Source organism: Mycobacteroides franklinii (genome assembly GCF_002013895.1).
GTDB classification, from domain to species: Bacteria; Actinomycetota; Actinomycetes; order Mycobacteriales; family Mycobacteriaceae; genus Mycobacterium; species Mycobacterium franklinii.
On the sequence record NZ_MAFQ01000013.1, the window covers coordinates 143,935 to 151,547 of the forward strand.

A 7,613-nucleotide genomic window follows, 5' to 3' on the forward strand; every position below is an offset into this window, starting at 1 on the left:
GGTGTCGCGGCCTACAGGTACTGGCCGGTGCCGCTGCCGCCGCCCTGCGCAGGTACCGAAAGGCCCGGAGGCAGCGCCCCCGTGCGCATCTGCTGAAGCTGCGCGCGCGCCGCCATCTGCTGAGCGAAGAGCGCGGTCTGGATGCCGTGGAACAGTCCTTCCAGCCAGCCCACCAGCTGCGCCTGTGCGATGCGCAGCTCGGCATCCGACGGGATGGTGTCCTCGTTGAACGGCAATGCCAGGCGTTCCAGCTCCTCGCGGAGCTCGGGGGCCAGCCCCTCTTCCAACTCGCGGATGGAGGTGGCGTGGATCTCGCGCAGCCGGGAGCGGCTGGCGTCATCGAGCGGGGCCGCGCGCACTTCCTCGAGCAGCTGCTTGATCATGGTGCCGATACGCATCACCTTGGCGGGCTGTTCGACGAGATCGGTGACCGACAGGTCATCATCGGCAGCGCTGTCCGCGTCGCGATCCTGTGCGCCCAGAATGATCACCTGGTCGTCGTCCTCGTCATGACCGGGATGGGTCATTTGTCACCTTCCGCATCTGATTTCCCGTCGCCAACCCATTCGTAGATCTGGGCGGCGCCGTTGTCGTACAGCTTTCTCCATGATCGGGATATGTCCAACGACCTTAGTCCGTCGGGAACTTTGAATCCCTGGACCACGGGCGTGCTGGTCATGACATAGCGAATGTTCAGCGCATGCACAGCTTCCGTCACACGCCTGTCGGTATCGGCGTCATCGGCATAGGCCCAGAAGATGTACCGGTGGTAGCCCGGCCCCTGCTGCTGCGGGAAGTCGTAATGCGTCCATAGCGGGTGCAGCCCCGCGACCGCGTACATCCAGCCCGAGCCGTCGACGTTTCCGTCGCCGATGATGCCGTCCTTGGCGCCGGGCAGCGTCGCCAGGTAGGCGAAGGCATCCAGCTTCTTGGGGCCGACCATCACCTGGTCGTATTTGGCGCCGACGAGGTACTTGTGCGGCAGGAAGTAGTGCCGGGCGGAGAAGCTGCAGACGACGGCCAGGGCGATGGCCGTGGCCACCAGGGCCCAGCGCGCATCGGTGTGTGCCTTGCGTGCCCGTCGCAACGCAGCCAGCGCCACGGCGGCCAGAGTGAACAGACCGATGCCGGCGGCCGGGGCCAACAGCAGACAGACGATGGCGGACAGGCGGCGCGGGTCGCTGTAGAAGGCGTCGGAGAAGAGTGCCACCACATGGCCGACGAAACCGCCAAAGGGTTTGGACGAGTGGACAATCGCGACAACCAGCAGCAGCCAGACGGCGACCGGCCAGTACACCCGTTTCACCACCAGCACGACCGCGCCGAGAAGCGCGAGCCACAGCAGCGCGGACTGCACCGGGTAGTCGGCAAGGTGACGGGTGTGCTGCGTGAGGGCGTCCAGCAGGGCACGTTTCTTACCCCATGGCGTGGTGAACTGGTGGCCGGCGATGATCTCGGACAGCTGTATCAGCGTGCTCAGCTGTGGATAGAGCAACACCAACGAACCCCCGCCGGCGATGGCCAGGGGCACGAATCCGTTTCCGAAGCGGCGTTTGGCTTTTGGCTCCTTGCCCCGATACCGGGATAGCGGTGCGAGCGCCCACCACGCGGCCACGAAGACAACGGCCACGATGGCGCCGGAGGTATGCACGGAGGCGATTCCCACGAACGCCAGGATGGCCACCGGTACGCGACTGCGATCGGCGACGACGCTGGTGATCGCGATCACTGCCGGACCCACCAGTGCGAAGGACATCAGGTTGGGGATCGCCGAGACGTAGAACTCGACGTAGGGCAGCGCACTGAACGACGCCGACAGCGCGGCCGCGGTGGCAGCGGACCCCGCCTGGAAGGTGCGGGTGGTGCGGCCGCGCAGCATCTGCCATGTCAGCGCCGCGGCGCCCAACGGGAAGAGCAGGGACCCGGCCACGGAGTAGAGCGTGTAGCTCGTGGTGGGGGCGGCCCCGGTCAGTTGGCAGAGCACCGCGGCCAGCCCGTGGAGGGCCGACGGGTAGTACAGGGTGGCGTGTGTCTCCACGTTGCGAAGGTCACCCATGCGGGTCGACGATGCTTGCCCGGTTTCCAGGATGTAGCGGATGGTGTTGCCGTGCCACATCGAGTCCCAGGTGCTCGGGATCGATTGCCAGTTGGTCAGCCCGCGCAGGAACGCGTAGAAGATGAGCGCCGTCCCGATCGCGATGCCGAACGCGACGGCGATGAGCGCCGCGCGATTTTGTGGCGGGGATTGTTCGGCGTGTTCTTTTGGCCGCAGCCGGCGCCACAGCAGCCGTGCGATGACGATCGCGCCGAGGAGCGCAAACCCCGCGGAGAGTGAGTTCCACGGTATGCCAATTGAGCCGAAGACGACGATGCAGAGTCCAACTAGCCCGTACGTCAATGTAGGTGCGGTGACAACGGCCGAATGTGTTGGTAGCCCAAAGGCTCGGCCCATCAGCCAGCCTGGGATGAACAGCAACAGCAGTGCCGCAGCCACCCCGAAAGCAAACGACATTGTTCTAGTATGACTACACGAGATGGCGCCGTTGACCGTCGTCCGTCGGAGCATGGTGCAACGACGGGTTCAGCGCCGTGACCTGTGGTGAGCATCTAAGGTGTCTGGCATGGCATATGACGTCGCCCGGGTGCGTGGTTTGCACCCGACCCTCGGCGACGGGTGGGTACATTTCGATACCCAAGCCGGGATGTTGATCCCGGATGCGGTTGCTACGACTGTATCCACAGCTTTCCGAGGATCCTTTTCCGACACGCGGGGTCCCCACCCCAGCGCGCGGCGCAGCGCCGCGGTTCTGGAGGCCGCCCGACACGCCGCCGCCGACCTGGTGGGCGCCGACCCGCGCGGGGTGGTGCTGGGCAGCGACCGTGCGATCCTGCTCAACTCTCTGGCCGAGGGATCGTCGTCCAAGGCGGGGCTCGGCTACGAGCTGGTGGTGTCCAGGCTCGACGAAGAGGCCAATGTGCAGCCGTGGCTGCGTTCGGCCAATCGGTACGGAGCCAAGGTCAAATGGGCCGAGGTGGACATCGAGTCCGGCGATCTACCGTCCTGGCAGTGGGAATCTTTGATCACCAAGCCGACTCGCCTGGTAGCGGTGACGGCGGCCTCGTCGACGTTGGGCACGGTGCCGGATCTGCAGCAGGCCACCAAGCTTGCGCATGCGGTCGGTGGTCTGGTGGTGATGGACTGTTCCAGCCTGGTGCCCTATCGCGCCTTCGACGTCGATGATCTGGACGCCGATGTTGTCGCCTTCAACGCGACGGCGTGGGGTGGACCGCCGGTGGGCGCTTTGGTGTTCCGTGACCCGGCGCTGCTGGATTCGATCAGTTCGATTTCGCTCGATCCCTTGGCCACTGGTCCGGCGCGGCTGGAACTCGGCGGACATCAGTTCGCGATGCTGGCGGGCCTGGTGGCCAGCGTGGAGTACCTGGCCGGTTTGGACGAGTCCGCGTCCGGTACCCGGCGGGAGCGGTTGTTGACGTCCCTGAACTCTGCGGGTGCGTATCTGGACTGGTTGTTCCGGTATCTGGTGAGCGCGCTGCGGACGCTGCCGCGTGTCATGGTCATCGGAGCCCCCGAGGACCGGATTCCGGCGCTCAGCTTCACCGTGATCGGGATTCCGGCAGACCGTGTGGTGCAGCGCCTGGCCGACAACGGGGTATGTGCGATCGCCAACACCAGCTCGCGGGTGCTCGACGCGATCGGGGTGAACGAGATCGGCGGCGCGATCACGGTGGGGTTGGGGCACTACTCGACGGCCGCCGAGGTCGATCAGCTGGTGCGCGCGGTCGCCTCGCTGGGCTGATCCGTCCGGCGCGCGCTGGGCTCAGCGCGTCAGTAGCACCTTTCCCACCACCTCGCCGTTCTCCAGCAGACGATGCGCGTCGGCGGCCCGGCTCATCGGGACCTCGGCGCCGACGACGGGCCTGACCTTGCCCTCCTCGACGAGTGGCCACAGGTTCTGCGCGACGGATTCGACGATCGCGGCTTTGCCGGAGGGCCCGTCGAGGGGGCGGCCGCGCAGCGTGGTGGCAGTCAAGGAGCCGCGCTTGGCGATCAGCTTGGCGATGTTCAGTTCGGCGGCCACGCCACCCTGCATACCGATGATGACGAGGTGTCCATCGTTGCCAAGGGCATCGATGTTCCGGCCCAGATACTTCGCTCCCATGATGTCCAGAATCCGATCGACACCCTCGCCGCCGGTAAACCTGTGAACAGCCTGAACAAAGTCTGTATCGCGGTAGTTGATGGTGAGATCTGCGCCAAGATCGCGGCAGGCGTCAAGTTTGTCCGGTGTTCCGGCGGTGACCGCCACCCGTAGGCCGAGCGCCTTGGCTACCTGAATGGCGTGGGTGCCGATGCCGCTGGCGCCGCCATGGATCAGAATAGATTGCCCCGCAGTCATTTTCGTCTTCATCATCATGTTGGACCACACCGTGCACGCGACCTCGGGAAGCGCGGCGGCGGCGTCGATCTGGACGTTTCGGGGAATCGGCAGCAACTGGCTAGCGGGCGCAACCACTTTTTCCGCGTAACCACCGCCGGAAAGTAGGGCGCAAACAGGTTGTCCCACAGACCATTGCGTAACGTTGGCGCCGAGTGCGGCAATAATGCCGGAACACTCCAGGCCCAAAATGGAGCTTGCTCCGGGTGGCGGGTTGTACAGACCCTGACGTTGCAGCAGATCGGCACGATTAGCTGCGGCGGCCGTCACCTCGATCAAGATCTCGTCGGGGCCGGGGATTGGGTCGGGAACCTCCGTCCAGCACAGTGCTTCTGGCCCACCCGGATTGTCAACGGTGATAGCGTGCATGGCATCCAGACTATGCCGAGCAATCGGCCGCTGGGTTGTTAGACGCAGCGGGCGGAGGCGCGGTCTAGGCCACAGTGTGGTCGGCGGGAAGGGGGATGGCGTATGAGTACGCGTTCGGAGAGCGAAGTTCCGGGACTTGATCTCGCGGAATTTCGTTCATGGCAAAACTTTTGGGTGGCGACGAATCGGCTGAATTTTCTGCTGAATCGCAAGATGGTTGCATCGCACGGTATTTCGCTCACCGATTTTCATGTGCTGCAGCAGTTGTTGCGATCTGCCAACGGTAGTTGCCGGATGGGGGACATTGCTAACAGCCTGCTGGCCTCGCGTAGCCGGATCACGCACCAGGTGCGGCGTCTGGAGGAGCAGGGCCTGGTGAAGCGGGGGTCGATGCCGCAGGACCGCCGGGCGGTGCTGGCGGCGCTTACCGAGCAGGGGCGCACGCTGGGTGAGGCGGCGATGCGCACGTACTCCGAGTGTGTGCGTGAGCACTATCTGTTGCGTCTGACCCGGCCGCAGCAGGCGGCCATCGCCGAAAGCTTCCGGCGGGTGGGGGAGGGGGCCGAAGAGGCCCTTCATGACTCCGAGGGACGCGGCGGGGAGTGATCCGTTGGACAGAGCCGCTAGGCTTGCCGACGGTGGCGTGGCAGAGCGGCCTAATGCACTCGCCTTGAAAGCGAGAGACGGCTAACACCGTCCGGGGGTTCAAATCCCTCCGCCACCGCAGTTCAGAGGGTGTTTATCGCACCCTCTGTTACCCCACCGAGGCAGTCTGAGTGTCACAGAATGTCACAGCGTCGTGGGGTTTCCCGTACGGAGGCGGCGGTGGGCGTTGTGAGTGGTGGCGGGGCGGTGGGTGCAGCGCAGTTGTTGCCCATCCGAGATAGGGCGCTGAGCGACACCGAATTGGAGGCGTTGCGGCTGGTCTTGAGCACCTACCGCGATGGGTCGGGGCAGAACCAGACCGTTCAGGGGTCGATGCCTGGGTTTCGTGACTTCGAGCGCGGGCTGGCGAGCATCATCGGCGGAGTCGCCGCCGAGAACAAGGGCGTCTTCGATGTGACGCGGTTTGCGCCGAACGGGAAGAACTACGGTGTCTCGTGCAAGATGGCCGCGTTCCCTTCCGCCTACATGAAGGCTGCGTTCGTGGAGCTGAGCAACTCCGCCGCGAAGTTCAGGGAGTACCTGCTGGAGCGCCAGATTAACTGGGTGACGGAGCCGCAATTGGCGGGGCCAGCCATCATCGAGCTGGTGACGAAATGGCACCGCCTGGCCGCCGTCGAGCACGACATCGACCTGGACGGCAGCAAGTACGTGATTCTTTCGCGCAGCTCCAATTGGACGGAGTTCCAACTGTCCTGCTATCCGCTAGACCTGTACGGGTTCAACCCTATTGGCGACATCACGTGGGAATCGACCAAGACTCGCATTGACGGGTTCGTGCAGATTGGTAGCCGCAAGCACAAGCTCTGGCAGTGGTACCCGAACAGCGGTGGTCAGTTGAAGTGGTGGCCGCCGTTGGACTGGGCTGAGTGGGTCACGCCGCGATTCACACTGGAGAAGCCTCCGATGGTTCGCCCCACGGAACGGGCGAAGGAATACTTCCCCGACCTGTGGCCGGAAGACTTCAAGCTGGCTTGATCCAGATGACCTCGGCGCGGGCTGCGCCCTTCTCGACCTTGGGGGCCTTCATGGCGACGCGTCGCCACTTCTTGAGGGTCTTGTCGTAAAGGTCGTTGGAGTACCCGCTCACGACGGCAGGGCCTTTGTGAGCCTGTAGAGCTTCGAGGAGTTCGACGTGGTGTGCGATGTCCACTTCTTCGCCGTACATCCGCTGCGTCCGAGTCTCATGGAGGTAAGGAGGGTCAGCATAAATGAGCACGTCAGGTCCGTTGAAACGCTTGACAACTGAGAGTGCATCGCGGTTCTCGATTTCCGCGTCCGACAGTCTCCAGGCGAGCGTTCGGAGCTGGTCGGGCACCTTCTGCCAACGGTGCGACATGCCGCCCGCACGCTGGTGGACACCGCGATTCTTCCAGCCTGTCTTCTTGGCGAGGTCGCTGGCGTGCGCTTGCCAGACCCGCACGACGAACCGCCGCGCGTCTTCGAGGTCATCGCCCGTCAGCTCGTCGGAGATGTCGTACTCGTCGCGGCTCCAGGGCGTGGTTTCCAGCGCCCAGCACAAGTCCTCGGTTCGGTCACGCAGCATCTTCCACAGGTTGACGACCTGCCCGTTGAGGTCGTTGAGCACCTCATGGGGAGACGGGGGCTTGGAGAAGAAGATTGCGCCACTGCCGAAGTAGGGCTCGACGTAGTGATAGTGCGGGCCGAAGTTCTCAGCGATGAGGTGACCGAGCGACCACTTGGCACCTGGGTAACGGAGTGCCGCAGGCGGCTTCGACGGGGCCGCAACTACCTCGGTCATCTTGCGCTCCGTTCTAGGTGATTGCCACTATCGTAGCGTTACTAATTGGACGCTACAAGCAGGACGCTACAATAGTGGCGCTACGGATGGGACACGCTGGGAGGTCGAGTGACCGCCAAGGAGAAGCTTCCCCCGTGTCGCGCGCCGCGTCCTGATGAGAGCCTCGCAGAGTACGTCGCCTTCGCGCGGCGGAGTCGCAACATCACCCTGGACGACCTGGTTCGCTCGACCGACCTATCGCTCGGCACCATCCGCAAGATTGAAGAAGGCCGCACCCGCAACCCTGGAATCTTCACGGTGCTCCGACTATGGGGCGCACTGGAATTGCCTGTTGATGCGATACCGCAGTTGCGTGAAGTCTG

8 protein-coding genes and 1 tRNA gene are annotated in these 7,613 nt (G+C 64.2%); 5 read left to right on the plus strand and 4 right to left on the minus strand.

The features are described from left to right. Positions 1-11: 11 nt before the first annotated feature. Entirely contained in the window at positions 12-527 is a 516-nt protein-coding gene (locus tag B4393_RS21490; protein ID WP_070937506.1) for a bacterial proteasome activator family protein, read from the minus strand. Continuing rightward, positions 524-2,512: a DUF6541 family protein gene (locus tag B4393_RS21495; RefSeq protein WP_078335800.1), complete on the minus strand. Its 1,989-nt coding sequence runs from the start codon at positions 2,510-2,512 to the stop codon at positions 524-526. The genes B4393_RS21490 and B4393_RS21495 overlap by 4 nt, the downstream gene beginning before the upstream one ends. A 109-nt stretch (positions 2,513-2,621) precedes the next feature. On the opposite strand from B4393_RS21495, the gene B4393_RS21500 reads away from it, so the two are divergent. Next, a complete protein-coding gene (locus B4393_RS21500; protein ID WP_078335801.1) occupies positions 2,622-3,818 on the plus strand; it encodes a cysteine desulfurase-like protein in 1,197 nt (398 codons plus the stop codon). Positions 3,819-3,839: 21 nt separating this feature from the next. Here B4393_RS21500 and B4393_RS21505 read toward each other — a convergent pair whose 3' ends face one another. Next, positions 3,840-4,826, minus strand: coding sequence for an NAD(P)H-quinone oxidoreductase (locus B4393_RS21505; protein WP_078335802.1), 987 nt, complete (start codon positions 4,824-4,826; stop codon positions 3,840-3,842). Positions 4,827-5,039: 213 nt separating this feature from the next. On the opposite strand from B4393_RS21505, the gene B4393_RS21510 reads away from it, so the two are divergent. The 3 genes from B4393_RS21510 to B4393_RS21520 all read left to right on the plus strand — a co-directional run bounded on the left by B4393_RS21510 (position 5,040) and on the right by B4393_RS21520 (position 6,467). After that, positions 5,040-5,432, plus strand: coding sequence for a MarR family winged helix-turn-helix transcriptional regulator (locus B4393_RS21510; RefSeq protein WP_078335819.1), 393 nt, complete (start codon positions 5,040-5,042; stop codon positions 5,430-5,432). Between the two features lie 31 nt (positions 5,433-5,463). Continuing rightward, positions 5,464-5,550: transfer RNA gene (locus tag B4393_RS21515), tRNA-Ser, on the plus strand. 101 nt (positions 5,551-5,651) lie between these two features. Next, on the plus strand, positions 5,652-6,467 hold the full coding sequence (locus B4393_RS21520; RefSeq protein ID WP_078335803.1) for a hypothetical protein: 816 nt from the start codon (positions 5,652-5,654) through the stop codon (positions 6,465-6,467). Here the strand turns inward: B4393_RS21520 and B4393_RS21525 are convergent. Further along, a complete protein-coding gene (locus B4393_RS21525; protein WP_078335804.1) occupies positions 6,454-7,251 on the minus strand; it encodes a DNA adenine methylase in 798 nt (265 codons plus the stop codon). The genes B4393_RS21520 and B4393_RS21525 overlap by 14 nt on opposite strands. A 108-nt stretch (positions 7,252-7,359) precedes the next feature. On the opposite strand from B4393_RS21525, the gene B4393_RS21530 reads away from it, so the two are divergent. Continuing rightward, the coding region (locus tag B4393_RS21530; protein WP_078335805.1) for a helix-turn-helix domain-containing protein at positions 7,360-7,613 on the plus strand (254 nt) is incomplete at its 3' end.

Coding starts and splice junctions, on each gene's coding strand:
- B4393_RS21495 (WP_078335800.1), bottom strand. CDS start 2,512: ATGTCGTTTGCTTTCGGGGTGGCTGCGGCACTGCTGTTGCTGTTCATC.
- B4393_RS21505 (WP_078335802.1), bottom strand. CDS start 4,826: ATGCACGCTATCACCGTTGACAATCCGGGTGGGCCAGAAGCACTGTGC.
- B4393_RS21525 (WP_078335804.1), bottom strand. CDS start 7,251: ATGACCGAGGTAGTTGCGGCCCCGTCGAAGCCGCCTGCGGCACTCCGT.
- B4393_RS21490 (WP_070937506.1), bottom strand. CDS start 527: ATGACCCATCCCGGTCATGACGAGGACGACGACCAGGTGATCATTCTG.
- B4393_RS21500 (WP_078335801.1), top strand. CDS start 2,622: ATGGCATATGACGTCGCCCGGGTGCGTGGTTTGCACCCGACCCTCGGC.
- B4393_RS21510 (WP_078335819.1), top strand. CDS start 5,040: ATGGTTGCATCGCACGGTATTTCGCTCACCGATTTTCATGTGCTGCAG.